The organism is Phenylobacterium aquaticum, assembly GCF_022695515.1.
GTDB lineage: Bacteria > Pseudomonadota > Alphaproteobacteria > Caulobacterales > Caulobacteraceae > Phenylobacterium > Phenylobacterium aquaticum.
Genome location: NZ_JALDPT010000006.1, coordinates 119,750 through 140,718, shown reverse-complemented (window position 1 = coordinate 140,718; position 20,969 = coordinate 119,750). Strand labels below are relative to the sequence as shown.

Here is a 20,969-nt window from a genome sequence, read left to right as displayed (position 1 = left end):
TGGCGGAAATTCGGACCGTCCGCCTCTCGCTAATGAGCACACCACCTAAGGGTCAGGTTGGCCAACCGGCTTTGCCAATTCCGCACCCAGGCCTCTAGGAACGCCGCATAGAGGATGTGGCCATAGCCGCCCTGCCAGACCAGTTGATCGGGATCGAGCATGGCGTCGAGAACACTTCGATCAATCAGACCCCGCTCGACCAGGAGGCCGTCCAGGAGGTGCGGCCGCAGCGCCTTGAGCCCCGCGGCCAGGCGCCGCCCATACATGGCGGTGAGATCGCCCTTGGACCGCCGGGAGATTACCAGGGCAGGCAGGCGATCGGCGAAGGCCGTGCGCGCCAGGGCCCGATCGCGAAAGCCCTGGGTCAGCAGGTCGGCGGGGATCGACAGGCACTGTTCGATGACCGGCTGGGAGAGCAGCGGGTGGACACAGTTCAGCGCGCGGGCATGGCGACAGTCACCGCCATACATCGCCGCGGCCGTCAGGTTGAGCACCTGCGCCTGTTTGGCCGGCGGCAGAGTCGCCAGGTCGGAAAGCCAGGGATGATCCGAGGCTGGCAGGGTGGGCGGCGCGACAATGAAGGCGGCGGGCTCCATCGCCGTCAGAGCGCGGACGTCGCTGCGTCGCGAGGCCATCTGTCGCCACACCGACCAGACCGAGGACTTGGTCCAGCGAGCCACGGCCAGGGGCACAGGCGAGGCAAAGGCGGCAAGCCCGTGGGCGCGGACGTGGTCCACCGCCACCATGACGGTGGGCTGTTGGTAGAACAGGATGTCGCCGCCGGCGCCTGTCAGCATCATCCGGGCGCCCGCCGCCTGGCCGCGGGCCGAGACATCGAGATCGTAGCCGGCGTCGAGACCATAGAAGCAGGGCCGATGGGATTCGACCGCAGGACCAAACTGCAAGGGATCGACGGCTAGGTCCGAGACTCGCGCCTCGATCAGGGAGAGGTCGAGCCGCTCGGCGATGGCCAGCGCATAGGCCCGCTCGTCGCCCCACGGATCCTCGGCGAAGTAGTTCAGCCAGGCGACCACCTTGGCCTGCGGAACCCGTCGGACAGCCGCGGCGACGATGGCCGAATCCAGGCCTCCGGAGATCTCCGCCAGGATTGGCGCGCCTCGCGTAGCATAGGCGCCGACGCAGGCGTCGATGGCCCGGACAAGCCCTTCCCTCGCCTCATCCTGCGAACGGACCGGGCGCGCGGCGAAGGTCGCGGGCGACCAGAGCTGTTCCACCCCCTCCGGTCGCCAAAGGGCGCCGGGCGCCACCGGCTCCAGGCCGCCAAGGGCCAAGGCCCCGCCGACCCGGCCCGGATCCGAGAGCAGGAGCGCGATCCGGTCCCAGTCCAGGCTGAGGCTAGGGCCTGCGGCCTCCAGCAGGCCGGGCGGCAGATGCGAGGCGCAGATCCGCATCCCGTCGATCGCCCAGGTCACGCAATCCAGGGCCCCGGACGGATCGCGGAACATGGCCGGCGCGCCGTCGTGATCGCGCAGCAGGGCGACATATCGCCCCCAGTGACCGCGCATCAGGATGCGGGCCACCTCCAGGACCGAGACATTGGCGATGCCCGCTACCTCGGCCGGGTCGAGGCCTTCGACCTGGCCTCGGCGAAACAGGTCGCCCACCACCACGCCGCGGCCCTCGGCAAGCGGCCAGATGGGCATCGCCCCATCCGGCGGGACGAGGACGTGGGCTTCGACCCGATCAAAGGCCAGGCGCCAACCGGTCGAGGCTGAGATGTGTTGGAGAAGCCGGCGCCCGGTCACCTCGCACGCTGGGGTCCAGGCCAGGCTGACGAACCCGCGCATGGTGGTCAGACCGCCAGGATCGGGGCGTAGCCCGCGACATGATCGAGGTGGTCATCCAGCACCAGGTCGCCGACCTGCAGCCAGCAATGGGCCTCGAAGGGCCAGGTGCGGACCCCGAACACCCAGGTCGCCTCCAGGCCGGCATGGTGCAACATGCGCAGAAGCAGGTAGGACCTGTAGAGGCAGACCCCCTGGAACGGGACCCAGGGCAACAAGGTGAGGAACGCCCCGACCTCGCCGGATACCCGTTCGATCGGCTGCGCCTCGCCATGGCGGCGCCGTCGGCGCACAGAGCCGATCAGGTGCGGGAAGGTCCGACCGTGGAAATGCACCAGCAGATCGACCAGCGCCCAGGCCAGGCGCAAGCGCTGGCGGAGCGTCGTGCGGCCGATCGCCGTTTCCAGCGACCGCTGCGGACTGAGGATCGCCGGAATATGTCCGACGCCCTCCACCACCAGGCCCTCGGCGCTGAGCGCGGCAAGGAGGTCCGTGTCGGCGGCCGCGAAGGCGCAGCCTCCATCGCCGGGGGCCAGGACCGCGCCGCCGCGCGGAACGCAGGCGTAGTCGCCGCTACGCAGATCGAGCAGGACCAGGTCGCCGCCGCTGACGGCGGCGCGGCAATGGGGGGCGAGACGCCAGGCCATGGGGGCTCCGCAGGATCGGCAACGGGCGCCGGCCGGAGCCGGCGCCCTTCGGCCGTCAGCCGGCGGGGAAGTAGCCGCCTTGCAGCTCTTCCTTGACCCCGGAGATCGCGCCGCGGGTCAGGACCTTGGCGGAGCCGAGCCGGACGAGCTTCAGTTGAGGCGTCTTGGACATGGAAAACTCCTATCCGTTTGTTGACATCGCCAGATCGGCGACGTCCGGATTGAAGATCCGCAGCTTCGTCTATTCAAACTATATCCAGAATATACTTTCACGCCGCGATCCGAAGTCGGCGAACCACGTCGCCAAGCGCTCGACCGACCAGGCCATCAGAGCGGACACCACCTCGGCGGCGCCGACCATATCGCGGCGGTCCACATGTTGGGCCAGGCTCTTCAGCAGGGCGTGCGGGCTGCCGAAGGCTTCGACCTCGGCGCGGCGCGCCGGCGCGATCTGGGCGGTGACCCGCCGGTGAGCGATGACTAGCGCGCCATTGCCGGCCAGAGCGACGATGTCCGTGCAGAGGACGTCCACGGGGGCGCAGCCATCGTCCGTCGCGGGCGTGGCCTCCCGCGGCAAGGACGCCAACCGGCGGGCCAGCGACCCGGCAGCCTTCGCAGGCGGAAGCGACGGCAGCGCTGAGATCGCAGTCGTCACATAGAGGCGCTGGAGGTCGTGCAGCTCCAGCAGACGGTCCCGATCCAGGGTCGGGGCGAAATAGCCCAGCCCGCGCCGTTCTTCGATCAGGCCCTCGCCGGCCAGGTGGGCCAGGGCTTCTCGCACTGGGGTCTGGCTCAAGCCGAGTTCCCGGGCCAGATCGACGATCGGAAAGGCGGCGCCATTGGCATAGCCCGGCTGTCGCAACCGATCGCGGATGAAGGCCTGGAGATCGGCGGGAGGATTCTGGGCGTTGGGCATCGGACAACTCGCAGCAAAACCGACAAATCGGCCACATGGTGCGAGTTATTTAGAGCACCCTCAAGGGTAGAATTCGCGCGCTGCGCCATCCGTCAGAAGTTTTGACGTATACCGCAGATAACTGAGAAGATCACCGCAAACATCTTGCGGACTTCCGCAAATTATTTGCGGAATAGACACCTGGGTATACCGTTTCCAGGTCATTCTCGGCGCGCGTTTGCTTAATTCGATTTCAACTCGGACTTGCACACGTCCGGCTTCTGGATCACATCACGGGAATCAGCACCTCAGAGTTGTTTCGCGGTGATCGCATGCCAGACACCCCTCACCCGCCGTCGAAGATCCTGTCCCTGGCCCTGCGCACTCTTCGGCGCTTCCGTGGCAAACGCCCGCCTGAACTGGCCAGGCCCTGGGCTTGCAGATGCGAAGCTACGAGCACTTCGAGTCCGGCGCCGGTCGGCTCAATGTCGATCGGGTCATGGCCTTCGCCGACGCCACCGCCAGCGACGGGTTCGCCATCTTGGTGGCCCTGTGGATCGGCTCGCCGCAGTTCGCCATCCGCTGCGCCAACAACAAGCTGATGACCATCCTGATCATGGCGCTCCGGGACTTCGACGCGACCGCCGGCGACGCGATCTCGACCCTGGACGCCCAGACCTTGATCGGCGCCTTCGAGGAGGCTCTGGGTGGGCTGCGCGACGAAGCCCAGCGACGATCCGCCCAGGACTGGCTGCAGGACCATGCGGCCAAACTGCCCCGCAAACCCGGGCCGTCGTGATGCGCGCGTCCATGCCAACCCACTCATGGCCGGCCCAGGTCTTCCAGCACCCGCAGGAATTCGCCCAGGTCGTCCTGCGCCATGGCGCGTTCGGCCTCGATGATCAGCCGCAGCTTTCGCGCCAGGGTCCGAAGCTCGATCTCGCCGGCCTCGGCGCTGGTCTTGGCCGCGACCGCCTTGGTCGCCTCCGCCTCAGCCAGGAGCTTGGCGGCGCGGGCGGCGACTTCCTCATTCTCGAGGCCGGCGCGGCTGAGCCGATCCTTCAGGTGCTGGATGGAGCTGGCGATCAAGGCCTGCGCCTCCTCCCGCACCGTGATCTCGCGCCGCTGATCCACCACAGTGTCGAGAAGGGCGTCCAGCGCCCGCTGGAGTCGGGACCCCAAGGCGTTGGGGGAGACTAGGCCTGGAGTGGCGGCCAGAGCCGAGGGCGGTCCGGAGCCGCGAAGTCGGGCGCTGACGAACGCATCGACCACGAGACGCACCGCAAGCACCGCCGTGTCGGAGTTGAGCACGGTGGCCGCCATGACGACCCCATGTTCGGTGAAGACCCACGGGCGGGAGCGCCGGCCACCCCACCCCAAGCTTGAGGTCGCAGATTGCGACCTCAAGTCCGCCAGTTCGGCGTCGGTCAGTTGAAACGCCCAGTCGCTGAACCGCGACGCATTGCGCTTCACCTGTTCATTGAGGCGCTTGGTGGGAACCGCGAACATGGCGGCGAGCTGGACGTCGAGAATGACGCGACACCCCCGGACCAAGGCAAGGTCGAACATCGCCGCTCCGTTCAATGACACTTGAGCTGGCAGGATAGTGGGAAGGTGCGCGGCGAACGCGCCGACGTTTCCACGCCATAGTGCGAATGGCTTCGCTCGGTCGTGGGCTCGACGCGCCCCGAAGGCTGTCCCGTCCCAGAGCCTCTAGCTGCGCGACGTCGCTGATCTGAGCTCGGCCGGTGCAAACGGCGCCCGATGTCGACCGGGAAACCGGGAGCTCGACGCCGCCTGCGCGATGAGCGCCGCACGTAATGCGGATTCGAGTTCCGCCCCAGCATGGTTCGGATCGAGGGCCACGATTTCGCGGCCCCGCTCCGTAGGACTGGGGTCGGGCGACAGCCCAGCCATCGCGATGATCTCCGGCTGCGCGCCGCACGGACGCCGCGCAACGAAGAGCGGTCCCTCGGCCGCGAGCCGTATCAACCAAGCCGGACTGACCACAGAGCCATCGGACTTGCCGCTGACCAGGCTGGAGATCTCGACGATCGCCTGATCGTCGATTTCCGCCCCGACCAGCCGAACGATCTCGAAGGATCCATCCGTGTTCATTGCGCCGCTCCCACCCTAGACGTCGGTCAGCGAGCAACGATTCTCGCACCGGCGAAAGTGAGCCCCCCGGCGACCAAGGGCCACGCCGACCGGTCGCCATGCCCGACGGCCGCCATCGGACACCAGAGGTCCAAGCCAGGGCGACCCGCCGAATTGCACGCGCACCTGCGAACGAGCGCGCTTGGCCTGAGAAGCGGCTTCCGTTCGCGACCCGCAATGACAATCGTAAGGATCAAGGAGCAGGCGCATGCGGTCATTGGTGCGGGACGATCCCAGAACTGTCCTGGAGCGCTATCTCGGCTGGCATGACGTTCAGCCGCTGTTCGGCGGCATCAGCCGCACCACCGCCTGGCGCGGCGTTCGCGACGGGTGGCTCCCGGCCCCGGTCCAGGTCAGCCCAGGTCGCAAGGCCTGGAAGGCGTCCGACATCGCAGCTTGGCAAGGTCGGCTTGAGGCCGTTGGACATGTGGAGGCGTTGCCTCCTGGCCGGCCCCCGCGCTCAGCCAGCTGGGCGCCCACCGTCGCCAGCCTGCCGAAACCACGGCCCGCAAAGCGACGATATCCAGGCTTCCGCCCCTACCCGCCGCCCCCACGGGCCCAGGACGACGAGCCCCTGCGTTGACGGGCGCGATCAGACGCTATGCACGAGCCTCAGGCGACGGCCGGCCTGAGCTGGGCGTGGCGCCCTCTCTCCATCCGGTGGCATGAGGCCAGCCACATGGCGGCCCCAGGCCTCCAGGGCCAGGCGCTTGTCCGGCAGATACTCGTTTCGATCGTAGATCGACGTCACCGCCGGACCGTCATTGGAGGTGTGGCCCAGGACCTTGCCGACGATGAACCGGCGGATGCCGTATCGCTCGCCGGTCAAGGTCGTCGCCCCGGTCCTGCGGACGTCGTGGGGCGAGGCCGGCGGCAGCTTAAGCCGCGTGCAAATCCGATTGACCGCCCGGGTCACCGCATGCGGATCGAGATGTTCACGAGGGTCAGAGGGCGACGGGAAGAGATAGCCATCTTGTGAGGCGCCCGGCAGGGTCTGCGCCATGTCGAGCACCTGCAAGGCTTGCGGCGACAGCGGCACGACATGGGCGCGGCCGTTCTTGGTGCGCGTCCCCGGGATGGTCCAGGTCTTCGCGGCGCGATCGATCTCCCGCCAATGACCGCCGGCGGCTTCAGTGCGCCGGGTCAAGGTCAGGATCAGGAAGCGCAGGCCGAGCGCCATGTGCGGGCCCATCCGGGCGTAGGGATCCTCGCGTCCGCCTTGAGGGTCCGACGCGTCGACCAGGCTCTCCAGGATCGCCGCCAGCGCCTCGTCGGATAGCATTCGCGTCCGGGACTGCGGCGTGATCGGTCGGGTGAGGCCCAGGGTGGGGTTGGCCTCCACCAGGTCCTCGTGAAGCGCGTAGGCGTAGAGCGCGCGCAGCACATCGCCGATGCTGGCGATGGAGGACGGGCTGAGACGGCCTTCGACCACGAAGCCCTGCATGAAGCCGCGAATATCCGCCCGCCGCAGATCCCGGAACCGTCGCTCGCCCAGCGCGGGCTGGACGTGGCGCTTCCACAGGCCCAATTGGCGCTCCAGGGTCTCCGCGCGCAGGGGCCGCTTGCGCCCCCCATGCAGGCCAATGGCGGCGGCCTTCCAGTAGCCATCGGCGAGATCCTCCAGGCGCTCTCCCATCCGCGCCTCCGCGCGGACGATGGCGCGGTCCGCGGCTGGATCGCCTCCGGCCGACACTTCTAGCCACAGGGCCGCGGCCTTCAGCCGGGCCTCGGCGATCGCGAGGCCTGGAAAGTCGCCCAGGGGAAGCCTGCGCCGCGCACCGCCATCGCCGACATAGCGCGCGACGAAGGTCTTGCAGCCATTCGGGTAGACCAAGAGCGACAGGCCCCGGGCCTTGCTGACGGCGCGCTCATAGCGCAGCGCCTGAGGTTTCAGGGCATAGACGTCCCGGTCGGTCTTGAGGGCGGCGGGCACGAGTGACCTCCTCGTTCAGTTCAAATGTTCCAGGTTTAGGGGGGCGAATTGGGGGCAATCCGCGCGAAACCGAAGATACCAGATGAAACCGAATGAGGAAGAGTTTTGTTTGAAATCAGATGCTTAGAAACATCCTGAAAACGGATGAAACAGCATCTGGGCTGCTTCACACCGAGGGGGTCACAGGTTCAATCCCTGTCGCATCCACCATTCCTTTCAGGCGGTTAGCCCCCTGATCGGATGCCGCCCCAGCCGCCAAAAGCCACCCGCGCCATGCGATCATGCGTGCTGCCGCGCCCAAGTCCGCGGGCCGCGCCGAATCCAGCGCCGACCAATTTGGGGCAGAGCGCCATGGCGGGCCGCTTGACCGCGCGGGGCATTTGGTGAGCCTTCGCCCGGCAGTCCCTTGAATTGAAAATGGAGAACGGTCGTGGCTCACAAGTTCGAAATCTACAAGGACAAGGCCGGCGAGTACCGGGTGCGCTTCAAGTACAATTCCGAGACGATTTTCTCCACGGAGGGCTATGCCTCCAAGGCCTCCGCCAAGAACGCCATCGAGAGCATCCAGAAGAACGGGCCGACCGCGCCCACGGAAGACAATAGCGACGCCTGACACGACATCGCCCCCGCCGCGAGGCGGGGGCGCTTTCTCGCGCCCAGACGGACCGCCAGCCTACTCCACCGCCAGGATCACGTGCGGCGCCTTGATCAGCGCCGTGACCGCCACGCCGGGCGCGAGGTCCAGAGCGTCGGCGCTGTCGCGGGTCAGGGTGGCGACCAGGGTCTTGGCGCCGCCGATGTCGACGGCGATCTCGCTTGAGGTCTCGCCGTCCTCGCGGGCGGCGACGACGCCCGGGATCTGATTGCGCGCCGAGGTGCGCAGGCCCTCGCCGCGGGCCAGGATGATGAAGCTCGCCTTGATGAGCGCGATGGCCGACGCGCCGACCGTGAGGCCCAGATCCTCGACGCTGCGCTGGGTCAGGGTGGCGGTGATCGCCACGCCTTCCGCCACCGCCAGGGTCACCTCGGCATTGACCGCGCCTGGCGTGATGTGGGTGACGACGCCCCTCAGGGCGTTTCGCGCGCTCGTCCGCATGCCCAGGCTCCAGAACAGATCATCCGTCGGCCCGGCGGCCGCGTGGCTCTCCAGCTTGGCGAGCGTGGCCTCGATCTCGCTGCGCACCCGGCGGAAGGCCGCGATCACCGCCTGGCCGCGCGGGGTCACGACCGCGGTTCCCCCCGAGCGGCCGCCCGGTGCGGCGTCGACCAGCGGGCCGTCGAACAGGTTGTTCAGCGCCTGCACCACGTCCCAGGCGCCCTTGTAGCTCAGGCCATGGCGCTTGGCCGCGCCGCTGATCGAGCCCAGTTCGCCGATCGCCTCCAGCAGGGCGACGCGCTCCAGCCCCACCCGCGCCGCGCCGCGCCGGAAGGTCAGGGAGGCGCTGAGATCGCCTTCGGCCGCCATGTCGAACAGATCCCTTCCCGGCTTCGCCCGCGCCGCCGACCCTCCCCCAAGCCGGGCCGAGCGTCGAGCCTGTTTTGACGCCTTCGGCGACGAACCCATGGCAAGCGTTATTCAGTCACGCTACATATCCCTTCTGAGCGGCGCCGATCGCGCCGCGGAGTCGGATCGGGGGACGCCAGATGACTTCACGCCGCGCCATGCTCGCCGCTCTGGTCGGCGGCTTCGCCGCGCTCGCCACCGCCGCCCAGGCCCTGGCCGCCGAGACCCGGATCGCGGTGGCCGCCAATTTCACCGAGCCGGCCAAGGAGATCGCGGCGAAGTTCGAGGCCAGGACCGGCCACAAGGCGAGCCTCAGCTTCGGCTCCTCCGGCCAGTTCTACGCCCAGATCGCCAATGGCGCGCCCTTCGAGGTCTTCCTGTCGGCCGATGTCGAGCGGCCTCAGAAGGCCGAGGCCGACGGCCTGGCGGTCCCCGGCACGCGCTTCTCCTACGCCACCGGCCGGCTGGTGCTATGGAGCAGGACCCCCGGCCTGGTCGACGCCAAGGGCGCGGTCCTGGCCAAGGGCGGCTTCCAGAAGATCGCCATCGCCGACCCCAAGGCGGCGCCCTATGGTCTGGCCGCGGTCGAGACCCTGAAGAAGCTTGGCCTGTACGACCAGCTGACCCCAAAGCTTGTGACCGGAACCTCGATCACCCAGACCTATCAGTTCATCGACACCGGCGCGGCCGAGCTCGGCTTCGTCGCCCTGTCGCAGGTGGTCAACCGCCCGGACGGCTCCCGCTGGCTCGTGCCCGTCGCCGACCACACCCCGATCGACCAGCAGGCCGTCCTGCTCAAGACCGGCGCCGACAATCCCGCCGCCAAGGCCTTTCTGCAGTTCCTGAAAGGCCCCGAGGCCAAGACCACCATCCGCCGCTACGGCTACGAGGTCCGCTGAGGCATGGCCGAGGTTCTCTGGCTGACCCTCAGGCTGGCGGGCGTCACCACCCTCGTCCTGCTCGTCCTGGCGACGCCGCTCGCCTGGTGGCTGGCGCGGCAGAAGGCCTGGTGGAAGGAGATCATCGGGGCGCTGGTCTCCCTGCCGATCGTCCTGCCACCCACGGTGCTGGGCTTCTATCTGTTGCTGGCGCTCGGGCCCCGCAGCCCGCTGATGATCCCGTTCCAGGCCTTCGGGATCCGCACGCTCGCCTTCACCTTCGAGGGGCTGGTGATCGGCTCGGTGATCTATTCCCTGCCCTTCGCCGTCACCCCGATCCGCAACGCCTTCGAGGCCATCGGCGAGCGCCCCTTCGAGGTCGCCGCCACCCTGCGCGCCTCGCCACTGGACACTTTCGTCTCTGTCGCCCTGCCGCTCGCCCGCCCGGGATTCCTGGTCGCGGCCATCCTGACCTTCGCCCACACCATCGGCGAGCTCGGGGTGGTGCTGATGCTGGGCGGCGGCATTCCCGGCCAGACCGAGGTGCTGTCGATCGAGATCTACAAGGCGGTCGAGGCCCTGGAATGGGACAAGGCCCATCAGCTGGCCGCAATGCTGCTGGCCTTCGCCTTCGCGGTCATGCTCAGCCTGCTCCTGATCGAGCGCCGCGCCGGACGGCTGCGGCCATGACAGCCGACACCCCGCGCATAGAGGCCGCCTTCAGGGGGCGGCTCGGCGGCTTCACCCTGGACTTCACCCTGGACGTCCCGGCCTCCGGCGTGACCGTGCTGTTCGGCCCCTCGGGCTGCGGCAAGACGTCCGTCCTGCGTTGCATGGCGGGGCTCGAGCGCCTGCCCGGCCGCCTCGTCGTGGCCGGCGAGACCTGGCAGGACGAGGGCCGGTTCCTGCCGACCCATCGCCGGCCGATCGGCTATGTCTTCCAAGAAGCCAGCCTCCTGCCCCACCTGTCGGTGCGTCGGAACCTGATGTTCGGCCACCACCGGGCCCAGGGCGACACGCCGATCGCGCTCGACCAGATCGTCGAGCTGCTGGGCCTCGCCCCCCTGCTGGATCGCGGCGCCGCGCGGCTGTCCGGCGGCGAGCGCCAGCGCGTGGCGATCGGCCGGGCCCTGCTCTCCCAACCCCGCCTGCTGCTGATGGACGAGCCCCTGGCCAGCCTCGACCAGGCGCGCAAGGCCGAGGTCCTGCCCTATCTCGAACGGCTTCACGCCGAGCTGGCCATCCCGGTGATCTATGTGACCCACGATCCCGCCGAGGCCCGCCGCCTCGGCGACCGCATGGTGGTCATGGCCGAGGGCCGGGCAAGTCAGACCGTCGACCTGTCCCCGGCGAGGGCCGACCCGGCCGCCGCAGCGCTTCAGGCCCGTCTGCTGCAGATCGGACCGGACGCCCTCGTCGCCGCCCTACAGGCGGAGGGCCTCGCCCCGGCCGTGGCCGGCCTCACCGTGGCCGCCCTGCAGGCCGGGCTGGCGCCGCTGCCCGCCGCGCCGGACCCTGCAGTCCGGCCTGCCGATCAATCCTGATCCGGCGACCGATCCGGCTTTTCCGCCCGCTCCGGCGTCGCGCGGGCGTCGATGGCGGCGATCACCTGATGCGGATCGGTCGGGGCGGCCATTTCCTCGGATTCCGCGTCCAGGCGGTCGGCCAGATCGGGGTGATCGCGGCGCAGCTCCTCCAGCAGGGCGATGATCTTGGCGCTGCGCTTGTCGGCCAGCAGGGCCAGTTCGAGGGTCAGCTGCGAGCGGCGTTCCGCCAGCTGGTCCTCCCGCCTCTGGGTCACCAGGATCAGCAGGGCCACCAGCAGGGCGGCGAGCGTGGCCGCCAGCTCCAGCCAGGCGAAGGACGGCTGGTCCACCCGGCCGTCACCGCTGACCGCGGCGAACGCGATCCAGACGCCGATCAGGGCGAACAGGGCGATGACCACGCCCGGCCGCCCGAGGCGTTCCGTCACCCCGTCGATCGCCCGCTGCAGGGGCGTCGCGTGGCGATAGTGCTCCAGATGGAACTCGGCCAGTTCGTCGATCGATTGGGTCGCGGCCTTGGCGAGTTCTTCCTGGGGATTGGGGCGGGAGCTCATCCGCGCGCCGCGGCGGCGCGGGTCTTCGGCTTGGCGGCCCGGGGCTTAGGCTTTGATTGGGGCTTCGGCCTGGCCCTCGACTTCCGCTCGGCCTCGGCCTTGTCCAGCAGGGCCTGGCTGCGCGCCGCGGCCTTGGCGCAACGGGCGTGCAGCACCTCCAGCTCGCGGTCGGTGAGCTTTTCGATGCCCATGAACGCGTTCTCGGCGTCGGAGGCGCGGATCAGCTCGTCGAGCTTGGTCTGGATCGCCGCGCCGTCACGGTTCTGGGTGTTCTGGATCAGGAACACCATCAGGAAGGTGACGATGGTGGTGCCGGTGTTGATCACCAGCTGCCAGGTCTCGGAGAACTTGAACCCGGGGCCTGAAGCGGCCCAGATCACGACGGTGGCGACGCAGATGAGGAAGGCCATCGGACTGCCGGTGATCCGGGCGGTGGCGGTGGCGAAGCGGGCGAACAGCTTGTCCATGTCGCAGGGCAGCCTTTGCGGGAGAGGCTCCTCAAACGCCGGGCCCCTGCGCCTGTTCCTCCGGCCGCCCCGCGCCAAGCGGCTTGCCGGGAGGCCCCGCGCGCCGCACCATGGCCGAAACACGCCAGGGAGGCCCCCATGACCAAGGTCGAAGCCGTCGAATACACCGACTGCGTCTGCTCCACCGCCTGGGGCGCCGAGCCCCTGCTGCGCAAGCTGGACTGGCGTCACGGCCACCATATCGCCTGGCGCAAGGTGATGGGCGGACTGGTCGGCAACGCCGCCACCGGCAAGGACGACTGGGACCGGGTCAGCGCCGCCGAGCCCATGCGCGCCTATTGGAAACGGGTCTGGCGGCTGACCGACATGCCCTATCCCAACCCCATGCGCCTCATGCTGCAGTCGACCGATCCGGCCGGCCTGGCGGTGAAGGCCGCCGAGCTGCAGGGTCAGGCCGTCGCCGACGCCGTCCTGCGCCGCTTCCGCGAACGCATCTTCATCGACGGGATCGGGCCCCAGACGCCGGACGAATTCGACGCCGCCACGGTGGGGGTCGCCGGCCTCGACCACGCCCGCTGGCGCGAAGACCAGGCCCGTCCGGAGGTCGCCGCCGCCTATCAGGCCGACTGGCGCGAGACCCGCGAGCCCAACGACTTCGTGCGCAACCTCAAGCACGACAGCCCGATGAACGGCGAGCTGAAGCATTCGGAAGGCCATGACCGCTACGCCCTGCCCACGGTGATCTTCCGCGGCCCCGGCGGCGAGCACACCGTGGCCGGCTGGGTTTCGTATGAGGAATATGTCGCCGGCCTGGAGGCGGCCCTGCCCGGCGCCACCGCCGATCCGCGCCCCGATCCGACGCCCGACCAGGCCTTCGCCCGCTGGGGCATGCTGACCGCCAAGGAGCTGGAGGTGCTCTGCGGCCCCGACGCCCGGCCGCCCGCCGACGCGGTGGCCCACGATTGGGGCGACGGGGTCGTCTATTATTCCGCTCAGGAGGCCAAGGCCCGCGGTCTTGCGGCCAAGGCCGAGGCCTGATCGGCAAGATCCGGGCATGACCGACGACGCCCTCGACGCCGCCCGGCCGCCCCGGCTGAAGGACGCCTTCTGGGTCTGGCTGAAGATCGGCCTGCTCTCCTTCGGCGGCCCGGCCGGCCAGATCGCCCTGATGCACAGGATGCTGGTCGAGGAGCGCCGCTGGATCGGCGAGCGGCGGTTCCTGCATGCGCTCAACTACTGCATGCTGCTGCCCGGTCCCGAGGCCCAGCAGCTGGCCACCTATATCGGCTGGCTGATGCACAGGACCCTGGGCGGCCTCGTCGCAGGCCTCCTGTTCGTCCTGCCGGGCGCCGTCGTTATGCTGGGCCTCAGCATCGTCTACGCCCTCTACGGACACGCCCCCCTGGTCGCCGGCCTGTTCTTCGGGGTGAAGGCCGCCGTGCTGGCCGTGGTGACCGAGGCGATCCTGCGGATCGGCAAGCGCGCGCTGAAGACCCGATCATGATCGGCCTGGCCGTCGCCGCCTTCCTGGCGATCTGGCTGCTGCAGGTGCCCTTCCCGGTCATCGTCCTGGCGGCGGGCCTGATCGGCTTTGTCGGCGAGCGCCGCAGGCCCGGCCTGTTCGCCGGCGCCGGCGGGCACGGGGCGGAGGGCGACCCGAACGCGCCGGAGACCGGGATCATCGACGCCATGTTCGCCCGCGGCGAGCTCGACCACACCCGCCCGAGCCGGGGGCGCAGCCTGAAGGTGCTGGGCGTCTGGCTGACCGTGTGGCTCGCGCCGCTCCTCCTGCTCTGGCTCGGCCTGGGCCCTGACAGCGTCTGGACCCGGATCGCCGGCTTCTTCTCGACCATGGGGGTCGTCACCTTCGGCGGCGCCTATGCGGTGCTGAGCTATGTGGCCCAGGCGGCGGTCCAGACCTTCCACTGGATGACGCCGGGCGAGATGGCCGACGGCCTGGGCCTGGCCGAGACCACGCCCGGCCCGCTGATCATGGTCTTGCAGTTCGTGGGCTTCCTGGCCGCCTATCGGCACGCCGGAGGGCTCGATCCGCTGTGGGCCGGCGTGCTGGGCGCGGTCCTGACCACCTGGGTCACCTTCGCCCCCTCCTTCCTGTGGATCTTCCTGGGCGGCCCTTATGTGGAGCAGCTGCGCGGCAACCGCGCGCTCTCCGGGGCTCTGGCCGCCATCACTGCGGCGGTGGTGGGGGTGATCGCCAACCTCGCGGTCTGGTTCGCCCTGCACACCCTGTTCCGCCAGTCCCACGCCTGGACCCTGTTCGGGGTCGGACCGGACCTGCCCGTGCTGGCCTCGATCGACCTTCGGGCCCTGCTGCTGGCGGCGATCGCCATGCTGGCCATGCTGAGGTTCAAGGCGGGCATGCTGCCCACCCTGATCGGCTGCGCCATCGCCGGCCTGCTGCTGACGGGCCTCTAGGCCCGCCGCGTCCCGCGCAGACGGCGGCGAAGCCCCCACCACAGGGCCTCGGCCGCGAACGCCGCGCCTGCGATGATCAGGGCCAGGTCGACGGCCAGGGTGGCGGCGTATCCGACCGCGAAGGCGATGAGGGTGATCATGGGCGGGGCCTCCGGGGATTGGGTCTCAGCGCGACGCCGGGCGGGCAGACATAGGTGGCTTCCCAGCTGACCCGGCCGTCAAGTGGGCGCAGCTCGGTGATGCGGCATCCGGCCGGCAGGGCCACCGCCTCGGCGGCGCGGCGATAGGCGTCCTCGCCCAGGGCCGAAGGAACCAGCCCCAGGCTCATTCCCTCGGACGCCCCCTGCAGCAGAGCCGCGCCCGCATTGCGCTGGACCAGCAGATTGGGGTCGCGGGGATGCACCACCACCCGCATCACCCGCCCGTCGATCCGCACCGTCTGATGCTGAGGAGCGCCCTCGTACTGCAGAAGCCGGGTGATCGGCTGGGCGCGGCCCATGGCGTCCTCGGTGGTCCAGACGTGCGGCGCCGCGGCCATGGGCGACGCCCAGGCGGCCAGGATCGCGGCCAGGGCGATCACGGACGGCAGGGGGCGGGTCATGAGCGGCATGCGGGCTCCGGCGGACGGCGGTTCCGTCCAGGGCGCAGGTTCCTCCCTGCGCGTGGCGGAAGGCAAGCCACCAGGGGTTCAATCTGGACGCGCGGCGCCCGTCAGGGTCAGCAGTTCGCGCCGCCGCCACATCACCACAGCCAGGTCATAGGGATAGGCGACGACCTCGCGGGCGTGCATGCCCAGCCAATAGCCGCGCCGCGTCCCGACCCGCCCCGCGCTCACCGGTCCGCTCTCGGCGTCGATCTCCAGGGCGCGAAACAGCATGCGCACGCGGGGCAGATGATAGCTGTCGGTGCAGGCCACCGCCCCGGCCAGGCCCTCCGCGCGAATGAAGCGGCTGGCGGCGATGACGTTCTCCAGGGTGTCGCGGCTGTCCTCGTCCAGCACGATCCGCCCGGCCGGGATCTCGGCCCGCGCCAGCAGGTCGGCCATCAGCGAGGCCTCGGAGGGGCCGAACCGCCCCACCCCGCCGCTGCAGAAGATCGGGCTCTCCGGCGCGGCGCGCGCGGCGGCCACGGCGTAGCGCACCCGCCGGGCGAGGCTGGGGCTGGCCTGACCGTCCGGGCGGACGGCGGCGCCGAAAATGACGATGGCCCGGGTCATGGCGCCAGAATGGCTCCGCCCGGCGACGCCGGCTAGATCGCGCCGGCGTTCAGCGGGGGATTGTGCTGCTCGATCAGGTCCTCGCGCTCGGCCTTGCGGACCGCCGCGCGGACGTTCAGCCGGGTCAGGACCTCGGTGGCGCCCGGCTCGGCCCCGGCCTGGGCGCGGGCGGTCACCAGGGTCGATTCCCACTCGCGCGCCGAAAGGCGCTCGGTCTCCCCGGCATAGAGAATCCGCGTTCCCACGGGCGTGATCTGGGCGATGACATAGTTCGCCCCGGCCGGCGGGAGATAGCGCTCCTCCTCCAGGGTGACATAGCGATACATATTGCCGGACTTGCCGGCGAACTCGATCTGGCGGGTCAAGGCGCGCTCCCGACCTCTAGGGGACTGATACGTTTGTCGAAGTGGCCCCGGACTGGGGCGAAAGATAGGCCGCACGTGCGAGAAGAGTCCGCTTGGCCAGCGGAACAACCTTCGCCAGAAGGCGTTCGATGCAGGGCAAAGGCTCTGCTAGTCTTGACCTTCCGCCCGCGCCCGAAGCAGTTTCGGGACCCTCTTACTGTCTGAGACCGATAGCACGCAAGCCGATGGAACACCCCGCCGACTTTAGCGTGAGAGAAGACGGCGGCGCGGCCGCTGCGGTCCTGACCGGGGACTGGACCAGTTCCACCATGCAGCCGGCGGCCGATCGCATGGTCCACGACTTCGCCGACCGGCGCGGCGTCGCCTTCGATCTGAGCGGCATCGGCCGCATGGACACGGCCGGCGCCTTCGCGGTGATCCGCGCCGCCGGGGGCCAGCTGGACCCCGCCCGGGTCAAGGCCCGCCCCGAAACCGTGCGCCTGCTGACCCTGGTCGGCGCCGCCGCCGCCCCCCGCCCTGCGCGCAAGCGTCAGGCCCGCGGCTTCATGCAGATGACCATCCGCATCGGCCACGGCGTCATCGACGTGATCAAGGAGCTGTTCGAGACCCTGGTCTTCGCCGGCCACCTGCTGGCCGTCCTGGGCCTGGCGATCGTCAATCCGCGCCGCATCCGCTGGCCGGCGGTCATCTCGCTCGCCGAGCGCGCCGGCCTGGACGCCATTCCGATCGTGGTCATCACCTCGTTCTTCATCGGCGCGGTCGTCGCCCTGCTGGGCGCCAACATGCTGCGTCAGTTCGGGGCGGAGGTGTTCGTGGTCGAGCTGATCGGCATCGCGGTCCTGCGCGAATTCAACATCATCATCACCGCCATCCTGCTGGCCGGCCGGTCGGCCTCGTCCTTCGCCGCCGAGATCGGCTCGATGAAGATGAACCAGGAAATCGACGCCATGCGGGTCATGGGGGTCGATCCCTTCGAGGCCCTGGTGTTCCCGCGCTTCGCCGCCCTCTTGATCACCATCCCGCTCCTGACCTTCATCGCCACCCTGGCCGGCCTGCTCGGCGGCCTGGCGGTGACCTGGTCGGTGCTGGGCCTGGGGCCCGCATTCTTCCTGCAGCGCATCCTCGACAATGTGGGCGCCACCCACTTCTGGATCGGCATGTCCAAGGCGCCGGTCATGGCCGCGGTCATCGCCGGCATCGGCTGCCGCCAGGGGCTGGAGGTCGGCGGCGACACCGAGTCCCTCGGCCGGCGGGTGACCGCCGCCGTGGTGCACGCCATCTTCGCCATCATCGTCCTCGATGCCGGATTCGCCCTGATGTACATGGAGCTCGACCTTTGAGCCCCGCGGGCGAACCCCAATCGGCCCCGAGGCCCAAGGTCCCGGTCATCGAGGTCGAGGGCCTCGTCTCGCGCTTTGGCGAGAAGGTCATCCACAAGGACCTGGATCTGACCGTCAACCAGGGCGAGATCCTGGGCGTGGTCGGCGGCTCCGGCGCCGGCAAGTCGGTGCTGCTCAACTCGATCATCGGGCTGAAGCGCCCCGACGGCGGGACCATCAAGGTGTTCGGCCAGGACCTCACCCGCGCCAACCGCCGCTCGCGCGGCGCCGTGGAGCGCCGCTGGGGCGTGCTGTTCCAGCAGGGCGCCCTGTTCTCCAACCTGACGGTGCGCGAGAACGTCTCGGCGCCCATGTACGAACACACCGACATGTCCCGCCAGGCGATCCGCGAGCTGTCGGACCTGAAGATCGCCATGGTCGGGCTGCCGCCCGACGCCGGCTCGCTCAAGCCCGCCGAACTGTCCGGCGGCATGCGCAAGCGGGCGGGCCTGGCGCGCGCCCTGGCGCTCGACCCGGAACTGCTGTTCCTGGACGAGCCCACCGCCGGCCTCGACCCGATCGGGGCCGCGGCCTTCGACGAACTGATCCTGGACCTATCCCGTAGCCTGGAGCTGACCGTGTTCATGATCACCCACGACCTGGACAGTCTCTACACAATCACCGACCAGGTGGCGGTCGTGGCCGACAAGCATGTCGTGGCCACAGCCCCGGTGGCCGAGTTGGAACATTCCGACCACCCCTGGATCAAAGAATATTTCCTGGGTCCGCGGGGCCGCGCCGCGGCCGCGGCCGCGGCCCAGGACAAACGGACGGTCGCCTGATGGAAAAAGACGCCAACTACGCCCTCGTGGGCCTGTCGACCCTGATCCTGTTCGTAGGATTGGTGATCTTCGTCGTCTGGCTGGCCCGCCTGCAGTTCAGCCACGACTACGATGTCTATGACATCGTCTTCCAGGGTCCGGTACGCGGCATCTCCCAGGGCGGCGAAGTCCACTTCAACGGCATCAAGGTCGGCGAGGTCACCAAGATCGCGCTGCGCAAGGAAGACCCCAACCAGGTCATCGCCACCGCGCGGGTCACCTCCGACGTGCCGATCCGCGAGGACTCCTACGCCACGCTGGAGCCCCAGGGCATCACAGGGGTGAACTACATCCAGATCACCGCCGGCACGCCGTCGAAGCCGCTGCTGAAGAGCCTGTTCCCCAAGGACAAGGTGCCGATCCTGCGCAGCCAGCGCAGCGCGCTCTCCGACCTCCTGGAAGGCGGCGGCAACGTTCTGACCCGCACGGTCGAGGCCTTGGACCGGGTCAATCGCATCCTGTCCGACCAGAACATCAAGACCTTCAACGCCGCGCTCAGCGACACCCAGGCGGTCACCGCCGAACTGCGCGAACGCAAGGAGATCGTCGCCGACGCCCAGAAGGCGCTGCAGGATCTCGACGCCGCCACCCTGCAGATCGCCGCCCTGTCCAAGTCGACCCAGACCCTGGTCGACGGCGACGGCAAGCGCACGGTCAAGAACTTCGGCGACGCGTCCGAGGAGACCCAGGCCGCGGCCAAGGACCTGCGCGGCATGATCGCCAAGCTCGACGGTCCGACCAGCGAGTTCGCGGCCAACGGCCTGCCCCAGCTGACGGCGGCGGTCTCGTCCCTGCAGTCGACGGCCGAGTCCCTCGACCGGCTCGCCCGCGAGCTGCAAGCCAATCCCCAAGGCCTGGTGGGCAAGGCGCCCGCCTCGGAGAAGAAGGTCAAGCCATGAACCGGACCTGGATCCGCGCCGCCGGGCTCGTCGCCCTGGCCCTGTCCCTATCGGCCTGCGTCACCGTCTTCCCAAAGGCCAAGCCCGCGACCCTCTATCGGTTCCAGGGCGATGTCGCCGCCGTGGGGCCCGCCGCCAAGACCCGGATCGGCGTGGCCCGCGCCAATGGCAGCTTCAATGGCGCGGCCAGCGGCGACCGAATCCTGACCGTCACCGGTCCGGAGGTCGCCTATGTGGCCGAGGCGCGCTGGGCCGAACCGGCCGTGACCCTGTTCGACGAAGCCCTGGCCCGCGCCTTCAACGCCAATACCGGCGCCGCGCGCCTGGTCACCCGCGGCGAGCCGTCCCGCGCCGACTATTCCCTGCGCCTGGACGTCCAGCGGTTCGAGGCCGACTACGACCACGGCGGCAAGGCCGCCCCGCGCGTCGCCATCGACGTCCACGCCGTCCTGGTCCGCGCCAGCGACCGCGCCGTGGTCGGCGACGAGCTGTTCTCGGTCGCCGTCCGCGCTCGCGAGAACCGCGTCAGCGCCATCGTCGCGGCCTTCGACGCCGGGGTCAGCCAGCTGCTCGGCAAGCTGGTGGCCTGGGCGAATGCGGGAGTCGCGGCGGGCTGAGACAGGGGCCCTCGCCAAAGGCGGCGTTGGCTTCACCTCAACAAACGCGCCTATAAGCGCAGCTTGAGCTTGGGTGGGGGACGCCGTGGATATTCATAAGCCGAAACCCGTCCACAGCTGGCGGGAGCTGATGTCCGAGGTCGGCGTCGTCGTCATCGGCATCGTGATCGCCCTGACGCTCGAAGAAGGCGTCCGCACCCTGCACGATCGCGAAATCGCCTCTGAGGCCCGCGAGGCCGTCAAAGAGGAGATCCGCCAAAACCTCTCCTACATGAGCGGCCGGCTGGAAACCCAGCCCTGCATCGAGCGCCGACTGGACGAGATCGGGCGGATCCTTGAAGCCTCGCGTGAGGGCGAACTGACGACGCGCCCGAATTGGGTCAGCCAGCCCTCCGTCTACTTCCTGTCGAACCAGCGCTGGCAAGCCGCCACCGGAAGCGGGCGGATCAGCCTGCTCACCACGGACGAACAGGGCAGTCTGGGCGTGTTCTCGGTCATCAACACGCGCTTCAATGACGCCGAGGCCCGGGAACAGGCCGCCTGGTCGCAACTGCGCGGGCTGGAGTCCTGGCAAGGGCCGCTCGGGGCGCAAGGGCGCGTTCATTTCGCCGCCGCCCTGCAGGAAGCCCGCTACGAAATCTGGGAGACCCGGATCACCATCGGGCTCGCCCATCGCCTGGCCCAGAAACTCGGAATCAAGCCCTCCCTGCCCAAGACGATGGACACCAGCTATGCGGTGCCGCATGCGGTCTGCCTGCCGATCACGACGCCCCGCGAGCAAGCGCTCAAGATCCTGTCGCAGGACGGATCGCCGCCCTGGGGCCAACCGAAATAGTCAATCAACCTCGAGGG

Annotated in this window: 27 protein-coding genes; 14 read left to right on the top strand and 13 right to left on the bottom strand. The window is 69.3% G+C overall.

Annotation, left to right across the window (positions count from 1 at the left end; genetic code table 11):
- Positions 1-29: 29 nt before the first annotated feature.
- The 3 genes from MQH10_RS06740 to MQH10_RS06730 form a co-directional block, all read right to left on the bottom strand.
- Positions 30-1,664 carry an asparagine synthase-related protein gene (locus MQH10_RS06740; protein ID WP_242563300.1) on the bottom strand — a complete coding sequence of 545 codons (1,635 nt, stop codon included), beginning with the start codon at positions 1,662-1,664 and terminating at the stop codon, positions 30-32.
- Between the two features lie 149 nt (positions 1,665-1,813).
- Complete coding sequence (locus tag MQH10_RS06735) at positions 1,814-2,452, bottom strand: lasso peptide biosynthesis B2 protein (protein WP_242563299.1); 639 nt, start codon at positions 2,450-2,452, stop codon at positions 1,814-1,816.
- 250 nt (positions 2,453-2,702) lie between these two features.
- Positions 2,703-3,368, bottom strand: a complete 666-nt coding sequence (locus tag MQH10_RS06730) for a GntR family transcriptional regulator (RefSeq protein ID WP_242563298.1) — start codon at positions 3,366-3,368, stop codon at positions 2,703-2,705.
- A gap of 421 nt (positions 3,369-3,789) precedes the next feature.
- Here MQH10_RS06730 and MQH10_RS06725 point away from each other — a divergent pair, with 421 nt between their 5' ends.
- Entirely contained in the window at positions 3,790-4,146 is a 357-nt protein-coding gene (locus MQH10_RS06725; RefSeq protein WP_242563297.1) for a hypothetical protein, read from the top strand.
- Between the two features lie 23 nt (positions 4,147-4,169).
- Here MQH10_RS06725 and MQH10_RS06720 read toward each other — a convergent pair whose 3' ends face one another.
- Together MQH10_RS06720 and MQH10_RS06715 are read right to left on the bottom strand one after the other, a co-directional pair.
- Positions 4,170-4,916: an ORF6N domain-containing protein gene (locus MQH10_RS06720; protein WP_242563296.1), complete on the bottom strand. Its 747-nt coding sequence runs from the start codon at positions 4,914-4,916 to the stop codon at positions 4,170-4,172.
- Between the two features lie 144 nt (positions 4,917-5,060).
- Positions 5,061-5,465, bottom strand: a complete 405-nt coding sequence (locus MQH10_RS06715; protein ID WP_242563295.1) for a hypothetical protein — start codon at positions 5,463-5,465, stop codon at positions 5,061-5,063.
- Between the two features lie 247 nt (positions 5,466-5,712).
- Between MQH10_RS06715 and MQH10_RS06710 the strand changes: the two genes are divergently transcribed.
- On the top strand, positions 5,713-6,087 hold the full coding sequence (locus tag MQH10_RS06710) for a helix-turn-helix transcriptional regulator (RefSeq protein ID WP_242563294.1): 375 nt from the start codon (positions 5,713-5,715) through the stop codon (positions 6,085-6,087).
- Between the two features lie 9 nt (positions 6,088-6,096).
- Here the strand turns inward: MQH10_RS06710 and MQH10_RS26720 are convergent, their stop codons facing one another.
- Positions 6,097-7,437 carry a tyrosine-type recombinase/integrase gene (locus MQH10_RS26720; protein ID WP_242563293.1) on the bottom strand — a complete coding sequence of 447 codons (1,341 nt, stop codon included), beginning with the start codon at positions 7,435-7,437 and terminating at the stop codon, positions 6,097-6,099.
- 430 nt (positions 7,438-7,867) lie between these two features.
- Between MQH10_RS26720 and MQH10_RS06700 the strand changes: the two genes are divergently transcribed.
- On the top strand, positions 7,868-8,050 hold the full coding sequence (locus tag MQH10_RS06700; protein WP_242563292.1) for a YegP family protein: 183 nt from the start codon (positions 7,868-7,870) through the stop codon (positions 8,048-8,050).
- Positions 8,051-8,110: 60 nt separating this feature from the next.
- Here MQH10_RS06700 and MQH10_RS06695 read toward each other — a convergent pair whose 3' ends face one another.
- Positions 8,111-8,902 carry a TOBE domain-containing protein gene (locus tag MQH10_RS06695; RefSeq protein WP_242563291.1) on the bottom strand — a complete coding sequence of 264 codons (792 nt, stop codon included), beginning with the start codon at positions 8,900-8,902 and terminating at the stop codon, positions 8,111-8,113.
- Positions 8,903-9,081: 179 nt separating this feature from the next.
- Here MQH10_RS06695 and modA point away from each other — a divergent pair, with 179 nt between their 5' ends.
- The 3 genes from modA to modC are packed head-to-tail and all read left to right on the top strand — an operon-like array spanning position 9,082 to position 11,363.
- A complete protein-coding gene (modA, locus tag MQH10_RS06690; RefSeq protein WP_242563290.1) occupies positions 9,082-9,840 on the top strand; it encodes a molybdate ABC transporter substrate-binding protein in 759 nt (252 codons plus the stop codon).
- A gap of 3 nt (positions 9,841-9,843) precedes the next feature.
- Entirely contained in the window at positions 9,844-10,509 is a 666-nt protein-coding gene (gene modB, locus MQH10_RS06685; protein ID WP_242563289.1) for a molybdate ABC transporter permease subunit, read from the top strand.
- The gene (gene modC / locus MQH10_RS06680; protein WP_242563288.1) at positions 10,506-11,363 is read left to right on the top strand and encodes a molybdenum ABC transporter ATP-binding protein; all 858 of its coding nucleotides are present in this window, start codon (positions 10,506-10,508) and stop codon (positions 11,361-11,363) included. The genes modB and modC overlap by 4 nt, the downstream gene beginning before the upstream one ends.
- Here the strand turns inward: modC and MQH10_RS06675 are convergent.
- Both MQH10_RS06675 and MQH10_RS06670 read right to left on the bottom strand, forming a co-directional pair.
- Positions 11,354-11,917 carry a DUF1003 domain-containing protein gene (locus MQH10_RS06675; protein WP_242563287.1) on the bottom strand — a complete coding sequence of 188 codons (564 nt, stop codon included), beginning with the start codon at positions 11,915-11,917 and terminating at the stop codon, positions 11,354-11,356. The genes modC and MQH10_RS06675 overlap by 10 nt on opposite strands.
- Complete coding sequence (locus tag MQH10_RS06670) at positions 11,914-12,384, bottom strand: low affinity iron permease family protein (protein WP_242563286.1); 471 nt, start codon at positions 12,382-12,384, stop codon at positions 11,914-11,916. Before MQH10_RS06670 ends, MQH10_RS06675 begins: the two co-directional genes overlap by 4 nt.
- Positions 12,385-12,522: 138 nt before the next feature.
- Between MQH10_RS06670 and MQH10_RS06665 the strand changes: the two genes are divergently transcribed.
- Genes MQH10_RS06665 through MQH10_RS06655 form a run of 3 tightly spaced genes read left to right on the top strand, consistent with a single transcriptional unit; the run spans position 12,523 to position 14,820 of the window.
- Positions 12,523-13,422, top strand: a complete 900-nt coding sequence (locus MQH10_RS06665; RefSeq protein WP_242563285.1) for a DsbA family protein — start codon at positions 12,523-12,525, stop codon at positions 13,420-13,422.
- 16 nt (positions 13,423-13,438) lie between these two features.
- The gene (locus tag MQH10_RS27240; protein ID WP_242563284.1) at positions 13,439-13,888 is read left to right on the top strand and encodes a chromate transporter; all 450 of its coding nucleotides are present in this window, start codon (positions 13,439-13,441) and stop codon (positions 13,886-13,888) included.
- Positions 13,885-14,820 (top strand): chromate transporter, encoded by a 936-nt coding sequence (locus MQH10_RS06655; protein WP_242563283.1) that lies wholly within the window; start codon positions 13,885-13,887, stop codon positions 14,818-14,820. The genes MQH10_RS27240 and MQH10_RS06655 overlap by 4 nt, the downstream gene beginning before the upstream one ends.
- Here MQH10_RS06655 and MQH10_RS06650 read toward each other — a convergent pair.
- The 4 genes from MQH10_RS06650 to MQH10_RS06635 form a co-directional block, all read right to left on the bottom strand.
- A complete protein-coding gene (locus MQH10_RS06650; RefSeq protein ID WP_242563282.1) occupies positions 14,817-14,960 on the bottom strand; it encodes a hypothetical protein in 144 nt (47 codons plus the stop codon). The genes MQH10_RS06655 and MQH10_RS06650 overlap by 4 nt on opposite strands.
- Positions 14,957-15,430, bottom strand: a complete 474-nt coding sequence (locus tag MQH10_RS06645) for a hypothetical protein (protein WP_242563281.1) — start codon at positions 15,428-15,430, stop codon at positions 14,957-14,959. Before MQH10_RS06645 ends, MQH10_RS06650 begins: the two co-directional genes overlap by 4 nt.
- 78 nt (positions 15,431-15,508) lie before the next feature.
- Positions 15,509-16,036, bottom strand: coding sequence for a YdcF family protein (locus tag MQH10_RS06640; protein ID WP_242563280.1), 528 nt, complete (start codon positions 16,034-16,036; stop codon positions 15,509-15,511).
- Between the two features lie 32 nt (positions 16,037-16,068).
- Positions 16,069-16,401, bottom strand: coding sequence for a hypothetical protein (locus MQH10_RS06635; RefSeq protein ID WP_242563279.1), 333 nt, complete (start codon positions 16,399-16,401; stop codon positions 16,069-16,071).
- 224 nt (positions 16,402-16,625) lie between these two features.
- Between MQH10_RS06635 and MQH10_RS06630 the strand changes: the two genes are divergently transcribed.
- The 5 genes from MQH10_RS06630 (at position 16,626) to MQH10_RS06610 (ending at position 20,952) form a co-directional block, all read left to right on the top strand.
- Positions 16,626-17,741 carry an ABC transporter permease gene (locus MQH10_RS06630; RefSeq protein ID WP_242563278.1) on the top strand — a complete coding sequence of 372 codons (1,116 nt, stop codon included), beginning with the start codon at positions 16,626-16,628 and terminating at the stop codon, positions 17,739-17,741.
- On the top strand, positions 17,738-18,562 hold the full coding sequence (locus MQH10_RS06625; protein ID WP_242563277.1) for an ABC transporter ATP-binding protein: 825 nt from the start codon (positions 17,738-17,740) through the stop codon (positions 18,560-18,562). The genes MQH10_RS06630 and MQH10_RS06625 overlap by 4 nt, the downstream gene beginning before the upstream one ends.
- The gene (locus MQH10_RS06620; RefSeq protein WP_242563276.1) at positions 18,562-19,500 is read left to right on the top strand and encodes an MlaD family protein; all 939 of its coding nucleotides are present in this window, start codon (positions 18,562-18,564) and stop codon (positions 19,498-19,500) included. Before MQH10_RS06625 ends, MQH10_RS06620 begins: the two co-directional genes overlap by 1 nt.
- Positions 19,497-20,117, top strand: a complete 621-nt coding sequence (locus MQH10_RS06615) for an ABC-type transport auxiliary lipoprotein family protein (protein WP_242563275.1) — start codon at positions 19,497-19,499, stop codon at positions 20,115-20,117. Before MQH10_RS06620 ends, MQH10_RS06615 begins: the two co-directional genes overlap by 4 nt.
- A gap of 85 nt (positions 20,118-20,202) precedes the next feature.
- Positions 20,203-20,952, top strand: coding sequence for a hypothetical protein (locus MQH10_RS06610; RefSeq protein ID WP_242563274.1), 750 nt, complete (start codon positions 20,203-20,205; stop codon positions 20,950-20,952).
- The last annotated feature ends 17 nt before the right edge of the window (positions 20,953-20,969 follow it).